This is a genomic window from Paraburkholderia dipogonis (assembly GCF_046027395.1).
Classification (GTDB): Bacteria; Pseudomonadota; Gammaproteobacteria; order Burkholderiales; family Burkholderiaceae; genus Paraburkholderia; species Paraburkholderia dipogonis_A.
Genome location: NZ_JAQQEG010000044.1, coordinates 47047 through 63514, shown reverse-complemented (window position 1 = coordinate 63514; position 16468 = coordinate 47047). Strand labels below are relative to the sequence as shown.

Below are 16468 nucleotides of genomic sequence, written 5' to 3'. Positions count from 1 at the left end.
ATCCTGTTAGTGCGTATACCCCTAAAACGTCACTACTTCACCTCGGAAGGAAACCCGCCGATAGTCGCCTTCGTTACCAACTGGAGGGTTTCACGATGCGCGTCTTTGTTACCGGAGCGACGGGATTCGTCGGTTCCGCCGTGGTTGCCGAACTCATTGCCGCCGGCCATTCCGTGCTCGGCCTTGTACGTTCGGACGCCGCAGCCGAGTCTCTGGCCAGGACCGGGGCGGAAGTCCAGCGCGGGTCGCTGGAGGATCTCGACAGCCTCAAAGCCGGGGCGGCCGCTGCGGACGGTGTGATTCATACGGCCTTCAATCACGACTTCTCCCGATTCGCGGAGAACTGCGAGCTGGACCGGCGCGCCATTGAAGCGCTCGGCTCCGTGCTCGTTGGCTCGCAGCGTCCGCTGCTCGTCACGTCCGGGGTCGCGCTGCTGGCGTCGGGCCGCCTCGCCACCGAGGACGATGCGCCGGTTCCACGCTCCGACGCCTATCCTCGCGTGTCGGAGGCGACGGCCGCGTCGCTGGCGGCGCGTGGCGTGTGCGCGTCGGTGGTTCGTCTGCCGCCCTCGGTGCATGGCGACGGCGACCATGCCTTCGTTCCGCATCTGATCGGTCTGGCGCGTGAAAAGGGTGTCTCGGCCTACGTCGGCGAGGGGCTCAACCGCTGGCCCGCCGTCCACCGGCACGACGCCGCGCGCGTCTACCGGCTCGCGCTCGAACGCGGCGTTGCCGGCAGCCGGTATCACGCCATTGCCGAAGAAGGTGTGCCGTTCAAGGAGATTGCCGGTGTGATCGGCCGACGCCTGAACGTGCCGGTCGTCGCGCAGTCCGTTGATGAGTCGGCCGGCCATTTCGGCTGGTTCGCGCTGTTTGCCGGGATGGATGCGCCGACTTCGAGCGAGCAGACGCGCAAGGTGCTGGACTGGGAACCGAAACAGCCGGGCTTGATCGCCGACCTCGACCGGCCGCGCTATTTCCAGACCTGAAGCGCGACTTGCCGCTCTGCCTTTCTTGATGGCCGCGGATTCCATTGACGAGGCGGAGCGGCTTTTCATGGCGTTGCAACTCGACCAGGGCAAGCTGATGCCGAGCGGCAAATCCTGCGCTGCACAGCGCGCCGTTCGCAGCGACTGGCGGGACGCGGCAGCGGGCAAGCAGAACCTGCCACGCTGGGACTATGCTAGCGCTTTCGTCTACTTCGAGGAGCAACTGATGAAACAGGCAGCAGGTTCGATGATCACCTTTAGCCGGCCCGACGGCCAGCAGATCCAGGGCTATCTGGCCAAGCCGCAGAAGCTGGAGGGCGCGCCCGCCATCGTCGTGATTCAGGAGTGGTGGGGCGTCAACGAACAGATTCGCGGCGTGGCGGACCGGCTCGCGCAGGCCGGCTATCTGGCGCTGGTGCCCGATCTCTTTCGAGGCAAAACGACGGTGGAAGAGGAAGAAGCCCACCATCTGCTCGACGGCCTCAATTTCGGTGACGCGGCCACTCAGGATGTGCGCGGCGCTGTCCAGTATCTGAAGCAGCATGCGACGAATGTCGGCGTGACGGGCTTTTGCATGGGCGGCGCGCTGACCTTGCTCGCCCTGTGCAATATCCCCGAAGTGTCGGCCGGCGTCGTCTGGTACGGCTTCCCGCCGCTGGAATACATCGACGCATCGAAAATCAAGGCGCCGCTGATCGGTCACTGGGCGACGCAAGACGAGTTCTTCGTGTCCGAAACGGTCGACGCCCTGGAAAGCAAACTGAAGGACGCGAATGTCGACGTCGAGTTTCATCGCTATCTCGCACACCACGCGTTCGCGAACGAAACAGCGGTCGGTCCGGGCCGTATCCCCAGGACGCAGTTCGATCCGGTGTGGTCGCAATTGGCCTGGGATCGCACGCTGACGTTTTTCGGCCGCACGTTGTGGAAGTAAGCGGCTCGCTTGCCGCTTGAGACGCGCACCGAATCGCGCCGGCGAAGACTTACGGCGTGCCGCCACGCATGGGCGGCATTCCAGAAAGTCTTCCCGGCGCGATCACAAACCGAATCGCGTTCACGGATTCAGAGCTTCGAACCGCCGTCGACATGCAACGTTTCGCCGGTAACCCACCGTGCGGCATCCGAGGCGAGAAAGGCCACGGCGCCGCCGATGTCATCCGGTTGCGCCACGCGCTTGAGCGCCTGCATCCCCAGCGTCGCCGCGCGTCCCGTGTCGGTCTTCGTGAAGTTCGACATATCGGTTTCGACCACACCCGGCGCGACTGCATTCACGCGAATGCCACGTTCACCGAGCGCGGCGGCGAAATGCTTGACGAGCGTATCGACCGCGCCCTTGGTGGCAGCGTAGGCCGACAGCGTGCCGACCGCGGCGCGCGCCGCGAGCGACGACAGCAGCACCACGCTACTGCCCTTGCACATCACCGGCAGCAACTGCTGCACGAGGAAGTAAGGCGCACGCACGTTCACGGCGAACAGATCGTCGAAATCCTCGACGGTCGTGTCTTCGATGCTGACACCCTTCGAAATCCCGGCATTGGCCACCAGAATATCCAGCCGATGGCCAATCACGGCGCGCACCTGTTTGGCGAGCGTATGCGGGCCATCGGCCGCGCGAAGATTCGCGGCGACTTTCTGCGCATTGCCGCCGGCCGCGCGAATTTCCGCGACCACGGCATCCGCTTCTTTCTCGCCGCTGCTGTAGTGAACCAGCACCTGGGCGCCGGCCTGGGCAAGCGCGAGAGCACTGGCGCGGCCGATGCCGCGTGAAGCGCCCGTGACGAGCGCGGTTTTTCCTGTGAGGTCGTTCATGGTGAAACTCCTTCGGGTTGATTCGAGTGCGAGGCAATCAAGGTGGTAAGCACAGGGCCGTAGGCTCAGACCGCGGACCCGCTGTCGGCGAGGAACTGCGCGACGTGGGCCACAAAACGCTCCGGATACTGGTACAGCGAACCGTGGTTGGCATCGGGATAGATAATCAACTGCGCGTTCGGCAGCTTCTGCTGAAGAATCCACGAGTTGATCGAATAGATGATCACGTCGTGGTCGCCGTTGACGACGAGCGTCGGCTGCCTGAGGGCCTTCAGATAGTCGAACGGGTTCTCGCGCGGCGCGCCCCACTTGGCGAGCGCCGCGAGCTGGGCCGGCGCGACCTTCTCATTGGCCTCGGGATCGCGTCCTTCGCTACGCTGGCGGAAGCGCTGCAGGAAGCGGCGGCCGGCGGTCTGGCTCGCATCCGAAGGCGAAAAGTGCACACGCAGCCACAGGTGATCCGGACGCGCATACGCGGCGCTGAAAATCTCCTGAGCCTCGGGCGTCAGCGATTGCATCGCCTCGCCGCTGCGCGGGCCGGTGCCGACCAGGATCACGCGGCGCACCAGGGCCGGTTCGGCGATCGCCAGCGTCTGCGCGATCAGGCCGCCCATCGAGAAGCCCAGCACGTCGACTTGCGTGAGGCCCAGCGCCTTGATGAACGCGGCGGCGTTGGCGGCCATCTCTTCGATCGACTCCGGCACCTCGCCGGACGTGCTCGAAATGCCGGCGTTGTTGAACAGGATGACTTCGCGATCCTGCGCAATGCCATCGGTCACGGCCGGGTCCCAGTGGTCCATCGTCCCGGTGAAATGGATGTTGAACAGGAGCGGCACGCCGCCCGCCTTGCCGAAACGGCGATAGGCGAAGCGGATGCCGTTCGCGTCGACATACCGGGTCGGCGCGGTCTGATGGGTGTGGCGGGTCGCGGCGGTGTCGTTCGAAGCAACAGTCTGGTTCATTTCCGGTTCCTCGGCGATATAGATGAAAGGCATGGAGTGCGGCTGCGTGCCGAAAGGTCGTGGTGTCGATTAAACGATCGGTCGTCGCGCTGCATGAGGGGTAATGTAGTGGGGGCTTGTGCAAAGGAAAAAGACTTTGTAGGCTGATGGGCATGCTTGGCAGGCATACCACTCGCGGAACGATTCAAAGAGGGTTTATGGAGCTTCGACATTTGCGGTACTTCGTGGCCGTCGCCGAAACGGGCAGCCTGACGGTGGCGGCGGAACGGCGTCTGCACACGTCGCAGCCGTCGCTGAGCCGCCAGATTCGCGATCTGGAAGACGAGGTCGGCGCCGAGTTGTTCAGCCGCAGCGCGCGCGGCGTCGAGCTGACCGCGGCGGGCAAGGCTTTCCTCGATCATGCGCGGCTCGCGCTGTCGCAAGTCGACGCCGCCACCGAAGCCGCGCGCCGCGCCGCGCGGCCCTCCAAACAGGTTTTCGCGCTGGGATTTCTGACCGGCGAGGAAATGACATGGCTGCCGCGCGCCATGCAGGTCTTGCGCGACGAACTGCCGACTATCGACGTCACGGTGTCGAGCCACTATTCGCCGGACCTCGCCGACGCGCTCGCGCGCGGCAAACTCGACCTTGCGTTCCTGCGCGCCGAACCGGGATTCGATCTGGACTATCGGACGGTCAGCAGCGAGAAGCTCATCGTACTCATGCCCAGCGACCATCGCCTCACCGAGCGAAGCGCGATCCGTCCGGAGGATTTCGCCGGCGAGACGTTCATCATGGCGTCGAACAAGGCGCGCGTGCTGCACGACGTGATCCAGCGCTATCTGGACGAAAACCGCATCACGGTCGCGCCCGAGCATGGCGTCGACAACCTGGCCATGGCGATGTCGCTGGTCGCGTCCACACGTGGGCTCGCGCTGATGCCCGAGTATGCGACCAACCTGCTGCCGTGGTCGGTAGTCAGCCGGCCGCTGGAAGGCGAGACGCCGACTATCGATCTCGTGATCGGCTATAGCAGGTCGAATACATCGCCGGTGCTGAAGCTGTTTCTTTCGAGGGCCGAAGAGTTGATGGCCCATGTCGAGGACCCATCGCGCTGAGCCGGCTCGTTTACCTATACTCGTCTCACTCTGCAAGGCCGCCACTCGTCGTCATACCAACAAGACGGAGCCTCACATGTGGGTAGCTATCCGAAACGCGGCCCTCGGGTTGCTGGCATGTTGCGCTTTGGGCGCCTGTGCCGGTGCGCCTGCCGATTCCCGATGCGGCGAAGCGTGCAATGCCCGCGGCCAGCTGCTCGATCATCGCGTCACGTTAAAGCTGAGCGCCGCGGCGTTTTCGACATTGCTGGCGTCGAGCGCGGGCGGCCGGCGGCTCGCGCAGATTGCCGGCGCGCCCGCGTGCGACATCGAGATCGTGAGCTTTCGCTACCGGACCATCGGCGGCGCGGGCGAACCCACTCGCGCGAGCGGCGCGTTGATGATCCCGTCAGGACGTTCGGCGGCTTGCAGCAGACCGCTTCCGCTGATGCTCTATGCACACGGCACCACCGCGTATCGCAACTACAACCTCGCCGATATCACGCAAACGGACCCGGGCAACGGCGACGGCGCCGGGGAAGGCATTAGCGTGGCGGCCATGTATGCGGCGCAAGGTTATATCGTGGTGGCGACCAACTATGCGGGCTACGCCGGCTCCGATCTCCCGTACCACCCGTATCTGAACGCCGACCAACAATCCGCCGATGTGATCGACTCGCTGCGGGCGGCACGCGCGGCGCTAGCCGACATGAAGCCGGAAGCAAACACGCGCGAAAACGGCAAGCTGTTCGTCACCGGCTATTCGCAAGGCGGCTTCGTTGCAATGGCGACGCATCGCGCGCTGCAGGCGGCCGGCGTCAAGGTGACCGCGTCCGCACCGGGTTCGGGTCCCTACGCGCTCGCCGCCACCGCCGACGCACTCATCGAAGGCGAGATCAACCTGGGCTCTACACTCTTCTCGACGCTGATCGTGACGGGTTATCAGCATGCTTACGAGAATATCTACCGCCGGCCCGGCGACTTCTATGAAGCGGCGTACGCGCCGGGTATCGAAATGCTGCTGCCGAGCCTGCAGCCGCTCAATACGCTATTCACCACAGGCAAACTGCCGTCCGCGCATCTCTTCAGCAGCGTGCCGCCCGCGCCGCAGTTCGCGGCGATGACGCCGCCTGCTTCGCCGCCTTTGGCGCCGCCGGCCTTGACACCGCTCTTTGCCGCCGGATTCGGCAATGCGAACCTCGTGCGCAACGCCTATCGCCTGACGCTGCTGGAGGACGCCGCCGCCAATCCCGACGGTGCGTTTCCCAACCCGACCATTGCGATGAAGCCGGCCGCGAATCCGCTGCATCCGTTGCGCCAGGCGTTCAAGCGCAACGACTTGCGCAACTGGCTGCCGCTTGCGCCCGTTCTGATGTGCGGTGGCGAGTCGGATCCCACGGTGTTCTTTTTCAACGCGCGCATCGAGCAGGCGTATTGGCAGAACGCCAAAGTGCCGGCGGGGCTCACGTCCGTGCTGGATGTGGACTCTCCCGTTGTCGGGCCCGACGATCCGTATGCATCCATCAAGCAGGAGTTCGCGAGTGCGAAGGCGCAGGTCGCGAGTCAGGCCGTGGCCGGCGGTGCGACCGACGGCGGGGCGTCAGCGGTGCTGCGGGCCTATCATGGCCAACTGGTTGCGTCGTTCTGCATGCTGGCGGCGCGGACGTTCTTCGCCACCTTCTGAGCGCGTGCAAAGCTGAAAATCCGGCCCGCAGCGATGCTCGTAAAGTGCGGCTATCATGCGCAGGCAACGAACCTGGCGGCGCAAACCTTGACGACCAAGTCCGCGATGAAAGATGCGACTCCTGCGAACGGCATCCATAGCCGCATTAGTACGCGTCAAATCAACAATGCAAGGAGATGAGAACGTGGTGAGGATCGATCCGGACCGGTTGTTGGCCGATCTCAAGCAGCTGCGCAGTTTCGGCGCCACGGGACCCGGCGTCGTTCGGCTGGCGCTTTCGCCGGTGGATCTGGCGTCGCGCGAATGGCTGGCCGGGCGCATGACGGAGGCGGGACTCGAGGCCGTGATCGACGGCGTGGGGACCGTGTTCGGACGCTCGCGCAACAGCGGACCCGCGCTCGTGATCGGCTCTCATACCGACACGCAGCCGACCGGCGGCTGGCTCGACGGCGCGATGGGCGTGATCTACGGGCTGGAGATTGCGCGCGCGTTGGCCGAGAACGACGCGACGCGTCATCTCGCGGTGGACGTGGCATCGTGGATCGATGAAGAAGGCACGTTTTCCGGCCTGCTCGGCAGCCGCAGCTTTGTGGGCGATAGCGTCGACGAGGCAATTCGCGACGCCACCAATCGGCAAGGCCAGCGTCTCGACGACGTGCTCGCAACCGCGGGTCTCGCCGGGCGGCCGCGTGCGCGCTTCGAGCCGGGCCGGCAGGTCGCCTATCTCGAGCCGCATATCGAGCAGGGCGGCCGGCTGGAAGCGGCCGGCAAGTCCATCGGGGTCGTCACCACGATCGTCGGGCTGCGCGAATTGCGGCTGCGCTTCACGGGGCAGCGCAACCATGCCGGCACGACGCCCATGGCGATCCGGCGCGACGCCGGCGCGGCGCTGGTCGCCTTCATCCCGCAGATGAACGAAGCATTCGGGCAACTCGCGGATGCCGATACCGTCTGGACGGTGGGCCGCATCGACCTCGACCCTGGCTCGCTGAGCGTCGTGCCGGGCGCGGCCGACATGTCCCTGCAATTCCGCGACGCGAATGCCGCGCGTTTGCAGGCGATGGAAGACCGGCTCGCCGGGCTGGTGCGCGACTTCAACGCGCGCGGCTCGGTGCGCGTGGAGCTGACGACCATCGACGAACCGATGCAGCCGGTGACCATGCACGCGGCGCTCGCGGACCATCTCGCCCGCGCCGCCGACGCGGTGGCGCCCGGCCAATGGATCCGCATGCCGAGCGGCGCCGCGCACGACGCGCAGGTCATCGCCCGCTGCATGCCGGCTTGCATGATGTTCGTGCCGAGCATCGGCGGCGTGAGCCACGATTTCATCGAGGATACGGCCGAGGCGCACATCGTTCTCGGCTGCCAGGTCGCGGCCACGGCTGCGGCCGCGATTCTGGAAGAACAATGGGCGAAACGATCGTGAACGAATCAGGCGATTTCGTCGTACGCACGATGTCGGCCGAGGACGTCGCATTGGCGCTCGAATGGGCCGCGCAGGAAGGATGGAACCCCGGTCTGCACGATGCCGACTGTTTTCGTGCGGCCGACCCGGACGGGTTTTTCATCGGCGAATGGCGCGGCGCGCCGGTGGCGTGTCTATCCGCTGTCGCGTACGGCGAGGACTTTGGCTTTATTGGCTTGTATATCGTGAAACAGGCGTTTCGCGGTCGAGGCTTCGGCATGCGCGTCTGGCAGCACGGCATGGACTATTTGCGAAACCGTAACGTCGGCCTGGACGGCGTGGTCGCCCAACAGGCGAACTACAGGAAGTCCGGATTTCAGCTTGCGTATCGCAACATCCGCTTTCAGGGCGTCGCGCAAGAGATCGCTCAGGGCGAGCACTATGCAGACGTGTCGAATGCTTCGGCGCTCCCCTTCGAATCGTTGAACAGCTACGATCGGCAATGCTTTCCCGCGGCGCGCGAGCGCTTTCTCGCTGCGTGGCTCGCGCAGCCCGGCGCGATGGCGCGCGTCGCGGTGCACGACGGCCGGGTGGTGGGCTACGGCGTATTGCGGCCTTGTCTGACGGGTTACAAGATCGGCCCGCTCTTCGCCGATAACGACGAGATTGCCGGCCGTTTGTTTTCTGCGTTGACGTCGAGCATTCCGGGCGAGGTGTTTTTCTTCGATGTGCCGGAGATCAACGTGGATGCCGTTGCGTTGGCCGAACGGCACGCCATGACGAGCGTGTTCGAAACCGCGCGGATGTACACGCAGGAACCGCCTGCTATTTCCATGGAACGCGTGTTCGGCGTGACGTCGTTCGAGCTGGGTTGACCACAGCAGAACATGATGATGCCTGTTTGATTGCGCAGCCATCGGCGGTGCCGGTTGCGGACCGCCGGTGGCAACTGCTATTTCCATTTCGTGCCGAGATTTTCCAGTCCGGCTTTCATCAGGTCTTCCGGCAACATCGCAATGCGCATTTCGCAGTCGGCGTTGAATTTCAGAAACCACGGCTCCGCGAGCGCGGGAATCGATGATGCGTTGTCGATATCCACCACCACGACTGCTCCGCGTGCCCCACTCTGCTCGGTGAAGTAGACGGCCTCCGGTTTTATCTCTTCCAGTATTTTCCCGATCACTTGCCCGGCGGTGCCATCACGCACCATGGTGTTGAACGGTTCGTGCGGGATTCGTATGTTGAGAAGCATGCGCATGTCATCCTCCTGTTGACGCCCAAAGGGCTTCTTAAGGATAGGTGCTTTATGCGGACGGCAATGTGATCCATCACGAAGCGTTCAACACGATGCAGTGAGTCCGCTGCCATCGCAGACCATGCATCCGTCAGTTTCCAAACAACGAGGCTTGCGTGCCGCGATTCGGCGCATGGCGCGCGGGTTTTGTCTGAGCTTCGGATTTGACCTGAAGCTTGACCGCGGCGCTTTCTTCGAGCGCGAACATGTCCGTTTGCTTGTCCGCCTCTGCTTCGATCGAAGTCTGTCCGGCTTCGAGCGACAGCAGCAGCATCTTGTTCGCCAAGCCGCCCGCAAACCCGGTCAAATCACCGGACGCGCCGATCACCCGGTGGCACGGCGCCACGATGGAAATCGGATTTCTGCCGTTCGCCGCGCCGACCGCCCGCACTGCATTGACGTTGCCGATCTGCGTCGCGATTTCCGAATAGCTGCGCGTCTGGCCGAACGGTATGGTCAACAGCGCGGCCCAGACCTGCTTCTGGAAGTCCGTTCCCTGGAAGGTGAGCGGAAGGTCGAATTCATGCCGCGTGCCGGCGAAATACTCGTTCAACTGCCGTTCGGTCTCGATCAACACAGGCCGGTCGTTCGCTTCGACCCGCTCTCCGAGACGTACGCGGTTCGGCTTGTCGTGCTCCCACAGAATGGCGGCGAGGCGGTCGCCGTTTGCAACGAGTTTCAACTGGCCGACGGGCGAGTCCATCAACTTGTAGGCGTATGTCACTTTGCTTGCTCCTGACTGGTTGGACGCGCAGATGCTGCAAGGCGAGTCTGCGAATACACGCGCCAAGCGCGCCGATATCCGACAGTGTGAGCCTCGTACTCTCTGATTGCGCTCCGAATCTTGCTGTCCAATTCCTCGCGACCGATGACGGTCGGCGGCTCGTTGTTCTGGATGGGACGATGCATCACTGTACAACCCTTTTCGGGCCAGGCCCGCGACTCAGTAGAATTGATACCTTCGATACGAAGCGCACTGGCAACCGGACCTCTCTTCCACGACTGTGACGACGACACTTGATCAATTGCGGGCCGGCCAGCTCGCGGGCACGCGCCGGCTGAAACTGGCCTGCGGCCTGACTGAATTTCCGCGCGAGATTTTCGACCTCGCCGACACACTGGAAGTTCTCGACCTGTCGGGCAACGCGCTCACGTCGCTGCCCGACGATCTGCCACGGCTCACCAGGCTGCGCATTCTCTTCGGCTCCGACAACCCGTTCACCGAGTTGCCCGAAGTGCTGGGACAGTGCTCGCAATTGAGCATGGTCGGCTTCAAGGCCAACCGCATCCGGCATGTGTCCGGCAAAGCGCTGTCACCGCAATTGCGCTGGCTGATTCTCACCGACAACGAGATCGAAGCGTTGCCTGCTGAAATCGGCGGTTGTACGCAATTGCAAAAGCTGATGCTGGCAGGCAACCGTCTGCGGACGCTTCCCGAAGAATTGGCCGCCTGCTCGCGGCTCGAATTGCTGCGTCTCGCGGCGAATCGGCTCGGCAAACTGCCGGCCTGGTTGCTGCGTCTGCCGCGGTTGTCCTGGCTGGCGTACGCCGGCAATCCGTTCAGTGAAGCGCTCGAAGCGGCGGCGTTGATCGACACACCGATCGCCGCGATTGCGTGGCCTGACTTGAAGCTCGAGACGGCGCTGGGCGAAGGTGCTTCCGGTGTCATCTATCGCGCGGAGCTTGCAGGTCCGCATGGCGCGCCCCGCCCCGTCGCGGTGAAACTGTTCAAGGGCGCAGTGACCAGCGATGGTCTGCCCGACTGCGAAATGGCAGCCTGCATTCGCGCGGGCGATCATGCGAACCTGATCCCGGTCGCGGGGAAAGTGAAGGATCATCCCGCAGGCACGCACGGCCTCGTGATGGAACTGATCGATCCGCAATTCACAAACCTCGCCGGTCCGCCAAGCCTCGAATCCTGCACGCGCGATATCTATGGCGCCGACACACGCTTTGATCTGGCTTCGGCGTTGGGCATTGCGTACGGGATCGCGTCGGCGGCGTGCCATCTGCATGAGCAAGGCATCATGCATGGCGATCTGTACGCTCACAATATCCTGGACGGCGGACAGGGGCGCGCGTTGTTGGGAGACTTCGGAGCGGCGTCTTTCTATGATCTGGACGATCGGAGCATCGGTCTCGCGCTTCAGCGCCTCGAAGTCAGAGCCTATGGTTGTCTGCTCGAAGAGTTGCTCGAACGATGCGACTGGCCGCTGGCGCAGGCGAACATCCAGGCGCGCTTAGCGGAGTTGAAGGACAATTGTTTGAGCGAGGCTATCGATAGCCGGCCGTTGTTCGACGAAATCGCAGCGCGTTTGCTGGCGCTGAAGGACGCTTGATGAGCCGCAGGCAGTGCCACGGCGGCCTTTCATCCGAGTGCAATACCGCGCTTCGTCAGCCCGGCCCAGAAGGAGAGATTCGATGATGCAGAAGACGCCCCGAAGGACGTCCTCTCGGGAGATGCGCCGCCGCCTGATGTTTGCCGGCGCGCTGGCCGCGGCCGGCGTCCGCGGCGCGGCAGATGCGGCGGTCACGCCGGGCAGCAAGCTCAAGATCGCGCTCGTGCTGAAGTCGCTGAGCGATCCGTTCACGGTGGCGATGGCGAACGCCGCGCAGAACTACCAGCAGCATTACGCGTCGCAATTCGATTTGACGGTGCGCGGCACGGCCAACGAAAGCGACACGGCCGGGCAGATCCGCATGGTCGAGGACATGATCAAGGCGAAGATGAACGCGATCGTCATCGCGCCGACCGATTCGAAGGCGCTGACGGCGGTCGTCGCGCGTGCGATCAAGGCGGGCATCATCATGGTCTCCATCGACAATCCGCTCGACGAGGCGTTTCAGGGCGCGGCCGGCATTTCCGTGCCGTTTGTCGGGCCGAACAATCGCAAAGGGGCGCAGCAGGTCGGCAATTATCTGGCGCAGCGGCTCAAGGCGGGCGACCAGGTGGGCATCATCGAAGGCAGTTCAGCCGATCGCAATGCACAGCAACGCACGGACGGCTGCAGGGATGCGATGAACGCGGCGGGCATCAACATCGTTGCCGTTCAGGCCGGCGACTGGGACTATGGGAAGGGCCGCGACGCTGCTTCGAAAATGCTCAACGAGCATCCGCAAATCCGCGGGCTGCTGTGCGGCAACGACAATATGGCGATGGGCGCGGTCGACGCGGTTCGCGATGCCGGCAGAACCGGCGGCGTCTACGTCACCGGCTACAACGATATCGATGCGATCAAACCGTTGATCGCCGATGGCCGCGTGCTCGCCACGATCAATCAGTTCGCCGCGCGGCAAGCCGTATTCGGCGTCGACGTCGCATTGAAGGCGGTGACCGAACAGAAGAAGCAGAGCGAACTGTCGAGCGTGATCGAAACACCGCTGCAACTCGTCACGGCCGCGAACCACTGAGCGCGGGCCTTCATGCGGCTGCAGCGAGAGTGAGTCGTCTCGCTCTCGTGTCAAGGCCTGCTACTTCGGTTATTCCACTTTGACCTTGTGCGGCTTGGTTGCTTTTTCGAGCTTGTTGTACTCGAATTCGGGTACCGACTTCAGCGCATCCTTCGTCGCGCCGGCGAGGAACAGGTTGCCGTCGCGGATCTCGAAGTGATCGACCGGGATCGCCACATAGTGCTTGCCCATGCCGAGGAAGCCGCCTACCGACACAATCGCATACGTCGCCTTACGGTCCGGCGAAATGATCACGTCATAGATGCTGCCGACCTTGTCGTTCAGATCGTTGTAGACCGGCTCGTCGACAAGGGCGCGCCGCACGCTCCAGCCCTTCAGCAGCGCATTGGTTTGCTCGACCGTGCCACCGAGCGGCTGCAGTCCGGCAATCTGCGCGTAGGCGCCTTGCGAGGCGCAGATTGCGGCGAGTGCGGTCGCGCAGATCAGCGTTTTTGCTTTCATTTCCGGCTCCTTGTTGTCTGTTCAACAGTCAGCTTCGTACGTAGGTATGGGGAAGCACGTGACGTGCCCGGACTCCTGCGTGATTCGTCATTCGTGCCTCGCGATCAAGAATCAATTGCTGCGGCAGGGCTGTTTGTCACGCGTCCGTTAGCCGACAATCGTTCGCTTGTGATATCTGGACGGAGAATAGGCATGAAATCAAGCTGGGCACTGCTGGCCCTGGCTGTCGGCGCATTCGGCATCGGCACCACGGAATTCGCGCCAATGGGCTTGTTGCCCGTGATCGCGAACGGCGTGGGTGTCTCCATTCCGGCCGCGGGCCTCCTCATCAGCGCCTATGCGCTTGGAGTCATGCTCGGCGCACCGTTGATGACGCTCGCCTTCGGCAGGTTGCGTGCGAAGAAAGCCCTGATCGCGCTCATGTCGATCTTCGTCATCGGCAATCTGCTTTCGGCGATCGCGCCTGGCTACTGGACGCTGCTCGCCGCGCGCCTCGTGACGAGCCTGAACCACGGCGCGTTTTTCGGCATCGGCTCGGTGGTCGCGGCGAATCTCGTGCCGCGCGAGAGGCGCGCGAGCGCGGTCGCCACCATGTTCATGGGCTTGACGATCGCCAACATCGGCGGCGTGCCGGCGGCGACCTGGATCGGTCAGCAGATCGGCTGGCGCATGGCGTTCGCCGGCACCGCCGGGCTCGGTGTGCTGGCGATTGCCGCATTGGCCGTCGCGCTGCCGCGAGGCGACGCAGGCAAGATGCCGGACATTCGCCGCGAGTTGCGCGTGCTGGCGCGTCCTGAAGTGCTGATGGCGATGGCCACCACCGTCATGGGCGCCGGCGCGATGTTCACGCTTTACACCTATGTGGCGCCGGTGCTCGAGAATATGACGGGCGCCTCCGCGGGTTTCGTCACGATTGTGCTGGTGCTGATCGGCATCGGCTTCACGATCGGCAACGGTCTGGGCGGGCGGCTCGCCGACTGGTCGCTCGACGGCAGCACGAAGCTGTTTCTCGGCGCGCTGGCGGTCATCATGGCGGCGCTGCCGTTTGTTCTCACCAGCCACGTGGGGGCGTTGTTCGGCATGCTCGTGTGGGGCGCGGCCACGTTTGCGATCGTGCCGCCGGTCCAGATTCGCGTGATGCACGCGGCGGCCGACGCGCCGGGGCTGGCGTCGTCGGTGAACGTGGGGGCGTTCAATCTCGGCAATGCGCTGGGCGCGGCTGCCGGCGGTGCGGTGATTTCGGCGGGATGGGGCTACACAGCCGTACCGATTGCCGGCGCGGTGCTGGCCGCGGCGGGCTTGGTACTGGTGTTCGCCGGCCGTGCAGTAAATCGCCGCGCGGTCGAGACCTGCTGACAGCGAAGCGCAGAACCGGGCGGCGTCCCCGGCCGGATTTGCTGGCGACCTGGCAAGATCGCGAGGCTGGATTTGGACGCGGCGGACGCATAAACAGTCCACGGCTCTGTACGCCCGGCCACAGAGCGCGCTGCGGCAACCAGGCACAATCGGAGTGATATCCGGGCGGCGCCTGCGGCGCACCCGCGCCCCGCGCGCCCGTACCGCCTCCCGCGCGAAGCGATGCGCGGCGACGGCGACCGGAACTGCCGCATTGGAGAAGCAATGGGTTGGAAAAGTCTGCTGATCGAAACGCCGGTCTGGTTGATGGGCCGTTTCTACCCGCCACGGTTCGATCCAAATCGCGACACGCCGCGCGAGATTCTCGTGCTGCGCCCGAACGATTTCGGCGAACTGCTCACCACCACGCCGCTCTTCGAGGCGCTGCGCAAGCGCTTTCCGACGACGCGCCTGATCGCCGGCGTGGGCAGTTGGGGGCGTCCGATACTCGAGAACAATCCCTTCGTCGACGAGATCGTGGAGATCGACGCGCCCTGGAATAACAAGCTGGTGGAGGACCGCTCGCACGGCAACGTGTTGCGTTTTCTGTGGAAGTCCCCGCAGGTCGCCGCACTGCGCGCGCGCGGCGGCTTTGATGTCGGTATCGACGTGCTCGGCAGCTATATGGGCGCGCTGCTGATGATGCGCTCAGGGGTACGCTATCGCATCGGTGTGCGCGGTTATCGGGGCGGCTGGAGCGGGTGTCAGGCGTTTATCGAATTCGCCGCCCGGCAATGCGGACGCGCCGCGCTCGCGCAGGGTGAACTGCTCGGCGCGACGGTGTTGCCGGAAGCGCGCCCGCAACTGTTCCTGACCGATGACGAGCGTGTAACAGCCGCGCAAATCTGGAATGCGGGCGGCGTACCGGGGCGCCGTACCGTGCGGTTGATCGTCGGCGTCGGGGCCGGCGTTCCGACCAAGGCATGGGATGCACGCCAGGCCGGCGCCGCGCTCGCGCAGATCGCGCAGGCACTGGAAAAAGCCGGCGACGCGTGCGATATCGTGATCGTCGGCAGCAAGGCGGATCAGGCGCGCGCCGCCGAGGCGATCGCCGCGGCGGGTCCGGGCGTGCCGGTCCGCTCGCTGGCGGGCGAGGTGCCGATGCGCGTCATGTTCGCCCTCACCGAAGGGGCCGGCGTCGTGCTGACGAACTCGTCGATGCTGATGCACGTCGCGGCGGCGTTTCGTCGTCCGACCGTCGCCGTGATTGGCGGGAGCGTGACCAAACCCGACCGGCACGACGCCATCTGGGGTTATCCTCCGCCGTATCGCAGCGTGTCGCCCGAGCAGTATGTGGCGGGCGAACACGCGCGCAATTGGCCGAGCATCGAGCGGGTCGTACAAGCGGTGCTGGAGGCGGTCGGTGCGCATCGGACGCAGGTCGGCGCGGCAGCCTGACGTCGTGCCGCTGGATGTGCGGGGCTGACACTGCCAGGGAGGCAGCCGCTGCGATTCCCGAGCCGTCATCCACGGCGGTAGAATTTCAAGTCTTCCTGCCTCGCAGCACGGACCTTGTACAAGGACGGAGCAATTGCCGTGGACTCGACCAACCTCACCAACCTCTACCGGAATTACATTGCCTGCCTGAACAGACAGGATTGGCCGAATCTCGGCCAGTTCGTCGGAGACGACGCGCACTACAACGGTCAGCGCATTGGCTTATCCGGTTATCGCGAGATGCTGGAGAGGGACTTCCGTGAAATTCCGGATCTTTATTTCGACATCCAGTTGTTGATTTCCGATCCGCCTTATATAGCCAGTCGGCTCGGTTTCGCCTGCACGCCGAAAGGCAGGTTCCTCGGCCTCGCCGTCAACGGGAAGCGCGTTTCCTTCACGGAGAACGTGTTCTATCAATTCCGCAATGGAAAGATCGAGCAGGTATGGTCAGTGATCGATAAGGCGGCCATCGAAGCGCAGCTCAAATCTGACGGCGCGGCTTGAA

Annotated in this window: 16 protein-coding genes; 11 read left to right on the top strand and 5 right to left on the bottom strand. The window is 64.1% G+C overall.

The window, feature by feature from the left end:
* Positions 1-95: 95 nt before the first annotated feature.
* On the top strand, positions 96-989 hold the full coding sequence (locus PQR32_RS34320) for an SDR family oxidoreductase (protein WP_408237883.1): 894 nt from the start codon (positions 96-98) through the stop codon (positions 987-989).
* A gap of 226 nt (positions 990-1215) precedes the next feature.
* The gene (locus PQR32_RS34315) at positions 1216-1923 is read left to right on the top strand and encodes a dienelactone hydrolase family protein (RefSeq protein ID WP_408237942.1); all 708 of its coding nucleotides are present in this window, start codon (positions 1216-1218) and stop codon (positions 1921-1923) included.
* A 128-nt stretch (positions 1924-2051) separates the two neighbouring features.
* On the opposite strand, the gene PQR32_RS34310 is transcribed toward PQR32_RS34315, so the two are convergent.
* Together PQR32_RS34310 and PQR32_RS34305 are read right to left on the bottom strand one after the other, a co-directional pair.
* Positions 2052-2798 carry an SDR family NAD(P)-dependent oxidoreductase gene (locus PQR32_RS34310; RefSeq protein WP_408237880.1) on the bottom strand — a complete coding sequence of 249 codons (747 nt, stop codon included), beginning with the start codon at positions 2796-2798 and terminating at the stop codon, positions 2052-2054.
* 65 nt (positions 2799-2863) lie between these two features.
* Entirely contained in the window at positions 2864-3760 is an 897-nt protein-coding gene (locus tag PQR32_RS34305) for an alpha/beta fold hydrolase (RefSeq protein ID WP_408237939.1), read from the bottom strand.
* Between the two features lie 197 nt (positions 3761-3957).
* On the opposite strand from PQR32_RS34305, the gene PQR32_RS34300 reads away from it, so the two are divergent.
* From PQR32_RS34300 to PQR32_RS34285, 4 genes are all read left to right on the top strand, one after another.
* The gene (locus PQR32_RS34300; protein ID WP_408237877.1) at positions 3958-4857 is read left to right on the top strand and encodes a LysR substrate-binding domain-containing protein; all 900 of its coding nucleotides are present in this window, start codon (positions 3958-3960) and stop codon (positions 4855-4857) included.
* A gap of 76 nt (positions 4858-4933) precedes the next feature.
* Complete coding sequence (locus PQR32_RS34295) at positions 4934-6520, top strand: alpha/beta hydrolase family protein (protein WP_408237874.1); 1587 nt, start codon at positions 4934-4936, stop codon at positions 6518-6520.
* A gap of 184 nt (positions 6521-6704) precedes the next feature.
* On the top strand, positions 6705-7946 hold the full coding sequence (locus PQR32_RS34290; protein WP_408237871.1) for a Zn-dependent hydrolase: 1242 nt from the start codon (positions 6705-6707) through the stop codon (positions 7944-7946).
* Complete coding sequence (locus PQR32_RS34285) at positions 7928-8800, top strand: GNAT family N-acetyltransferase (RefSeq protein ID WP_408237868.1); 873 nt, start codon at positions 7928-7930, stop codon at positions 8798-8800. Before PQR32_RS34290 ends, PQR32_RS34285 begins: the two co-directional genes overlap by 19 nt.
* 77 nt (positions 8801-8877) lie before the next feature.
* Here the strand turns inward: PQR32_RS34285 and PQR32_RS34280 are convergent, their stop codons facing one another.
* Both PQR32_RS34280 and PQR32_RS34275 read right to left on the bottom strand, forming a co-directional pair.
* Positions 8878-9183: a panthothenate synthetase gene (locus tag PQR32_RS34280; RefSeq protein ID WP_408237865.1), complete on the bottom strand. Its 306-nt coding sequence runs from the start codon at positions 9181-9183 to the stop codon at positions 8878-8880.
* 127 nt (positions 9184-9310) lie between these two features.
* Positions 9311-9943 (bottom strand): methylated-DNA--[protein]-cysteine S-methyltransferase, encoded by a 633-nt coding sequence (locus PQR32_RS34275; protein ID WP_408237862.1) that lies wholly within the window; start codon positions 9941-9943, stop codon positions 9311-9313.
* A gap of 280 nt (positions 9944-10223) precedes the next feature.
* Between PQR32_RS34275 and PQR32_RS34270 the strand changes: the two genes are divergently transcribed.
* Both PQR32_RS34270 and PQR32_RS34265 read left to right on the top strand, forming a co-directional pair.
* Positions 10224-11558 carry a leucine-rich repeat-containing protein kinase family protein gene (locus PQR32_RS34270; protein ID WP_408237859.1) on the top strand — a complete coding sequence of 445 codons (1335 nt, stop codon included), beginning with the start codon at positions 10224-10226 and terminating at the stop codon, positions 11556-11558.
* Positions 11559-11640: 82 nt separating this feature from the next.
* Positions 11641-12630 (top strand): substrate-binding domain-containing protein, encoded by a 990-nt coding sequence (locus tag PQR32_RS34265; RefSeq protein WP_408237856.1) that lies wholly within the window; start codon positions 11641-11643, stop codon positions 12628-12630.
* A gap of 69 nt (positions 12631-12699) precedes the next feature.
* Here PQR32_RS34265 and PQR32_RS34260 read toward each other — a convergent pair whose 3' ends face one another.
* The gene (locus PQR32_RS34260; protein ID WP_408237853.1) at positions 12700-13131 is read right to left on the bottom strand and encodes a PRC-barrel domain-containing protein; all 432 of its coding nucleotides are present in this window, start codon (positions 13129-13131) and stop codon (positions 12700-12702) included.
* Positions 13132-13323: 192 nt separating this feature from the next.
* Here PQR32_RS34260 and PQR32_RS34255 point away from each other — a divergent pair, with 192 nt between their 5' ends.
* The 3 genes from PQR32_RS34255 (at position 13324) to PQR32_RS34245 (ending at position 16467) form a co-directional block, all read left to right on the top strand.
* Positions 13324-14487 carry an MFS transporter gene (locus tag PQR32_RS34255; protein ID WP_408237850.1) on the top strand — a complete coding sequence of 388 codons (1164 nt, stop codon included), beginning with the start codon at positions 13324-13326 and terminating at the stop codon, positions 14485-14487.
* 264 nt (positions 14488-14751) lie between these two features.
* The gene (locus PQR32_RS34250; RefSeq protein WP_408237847.1) at positions 14752-15924 is read left to right on the top strand and encodes a glycosyltransferase family 9 protein; all 1173 of its coding nucleotides are present in this window, start codon (positions 14752-14754) and stop codon (positions 15922-15924) included.
* 138 nt (positions 15925-16062) lie between these two features.
* Entirely contained in the window at positions 16063-16467 is a 405-nt protein-coding gene (locus PQR32_RS34245; protein ID WP_408237844.1) for an ester cyclase, read from the top strand.
* Position 16468: the final 1 nt, after the last annotated feature.

Coding starts and splice junctions, on each gene's coding strand:
- PQR32_RS34250 (WP_408237847.1), top strand. CDS start 14,752: ATGGGTTGGAAAAGTCTGCTGATCGAAACGCCGGTCTGGTTGATGGGC.
- PQR32_RS34255 (WP_408237850.1), top strand. CDS start 13,324: ATGAAATCAAGCTGGGCACTGCTGGCCCTGGCTGTCGGCGCATTCGGC.
- PQR32_RS34265 (WP_408237856.1), top strand. CDS start 11,641: ATGATGCAGAAGACGCCCCGAAGGACGTCCTCTCGGGAGATGCGCCGC.
- PQR32_RS34310 (WP_408237880.1), bottom strand. CDS start 2,798: ATGAACGACCTCACAGGAAAAACCGCGCTCGTCACGGGCGCTTCACGC.
- PQR32_RS34295 (WP_408237874.1), top strand. CDS start 4,934: ATGTGGGTAGCTATCCGAAACGCGGCCCTCGGGTTGCTGGCATGTTGC.
- PQR32_RS34315 (WP_408237942.1), top strand. CDS start 1,216: ATGAAACAGGCAGCAGGTTCGATGATCACCTTTAGCCGGCCCGACGGC.
- PQR32_RS34285 (WP_408237868.1), top strand. CDS start 7,928: ATGGGCGAAACGATCGTGAACGAATCAGGCGATTTCGTCGTACGCACG.
- PQR32_RS34305 (WP_408237939.1), bottom strand. CDS start 3,760: ATGAACCAGACTGTTGCTTCGAACGACACCGCCGCGACCCGCCACACC.
- PQR32_RS34260 (WP_408237853.1), bottom strand. CDS start 13,131: ATGAAAGCAAAAACGCTGATCTGCGCGACCGCACTCGCCGCAATCTGC.
- PQR32_RS34320 (WP_408237883.1), top strand. CDS start 96: ATGCGCGTCTTTGTTACCGGAGCGACGGGATTCGTCGGTTCCGCCGTG.
- PQR32_RS34280 (WP_408237865.1), bottom strand. CDS start 9,183: ATGCGCATGCTTCTCAACATACGAATCCCGCACGAACCGTTCAACACC.
- PQR32_RS34300 (WP_408237877.1), top strand. CDS start 3,958: ATGGAGCTTCGACATTTGCGGTACTTCGTGGCCGTCGCCGAAACGGGC.